Genomic DNA, 627 nt, shown 5'->3' with positions numbered 1-627 from the left:
AAACTGCTCAACGGGCTGGTGCTGGCCGAGCGGCTGCACATGCGCCAGACGGCGGAGGGCCGCATCATCGCCGGCTCGGATTTTGGCGGCGCCGACCCGGGCATGGATGCCGAAGTCACCGCCCGCGACCTGTTTGCGGCCCTGAAAGCCATGCTGCGCGGCGGTGACGGACTGGAGCTGGATTTCCACACCGTCGGCTACCGGCCGACGCCGATCGACGGTTTTCCGATCATCGGCCGCAGCGAGGGCATGGACGGCCTCTATGTCGCCGTCATGCATTCAGGCATCACGCTGGCGCCGGCCGTCGGCCTGTTCGCCACCCGCGAAATCCTCGACGGCCGGCGCGACCCGTTGCTGGCGCCCTACAGGTTGTCGCGCTTCGCTCAATAGCCGGGCGGACGGCGAAAGCCGCCGGTCAATGGCTCGATTGCCTTGGCGACGCCGAGCAGCCGCGACTCCGACCAGCGCTTGCCGACCAGTTGCAAGCCGATCGGCAAGCCGTCGCTATCCTGTCCGCATGGCAGCGAAAGTGCCGGATGGCTGCTGTAGTTGAACAGGGCGCCATAGGCCGGCAGCATCCAGTAGCTCTGCTGCTTGCCGTCGACCTGAATCGGCGAGCCTGGCGTG

At 67.3% G+C, this 627-nt stretch carries 2 protein-coding genes; one reads left to right on the top strand and one right to left on the bottom strand.

Annotation, left to right across the window (positions count from 1 at the left end):
* Positions 1–390 (top strand): NAD(P)/FAD-dependent oxidoreductase (locus AC0ZT5_RS35180; protein ID WP_488500169.1); only part of this gene is annotated, 390 nt, incomplete at its 5' end.
* On the opposite strand, the gene AC0ZT5_RS35175 is transcribed toward AC0ZT5_RS35180, so the two are convergent.
* Positions 384–627: amidase family protein (locus tag AC0ZT5_RS35175; protein ID WP_488500168.1), on the bottom strand; the 244-nt coding region annotated here is incomplete at its 5' end. The two genes, AC0ZT5_RS35180 and AC0ZT5_RS35175, sit on opposite strands and share 7 nt — an antisense overlap.

The sequence above is a fragment of the Mesorhizobium sp. CNPSo 4670 genome (assembly GCF_057784235.1).
Note: the sequence above shows the minus strand (reverse complement) of the source record. Positions and strands in the feature narration are given on the sequence as shown.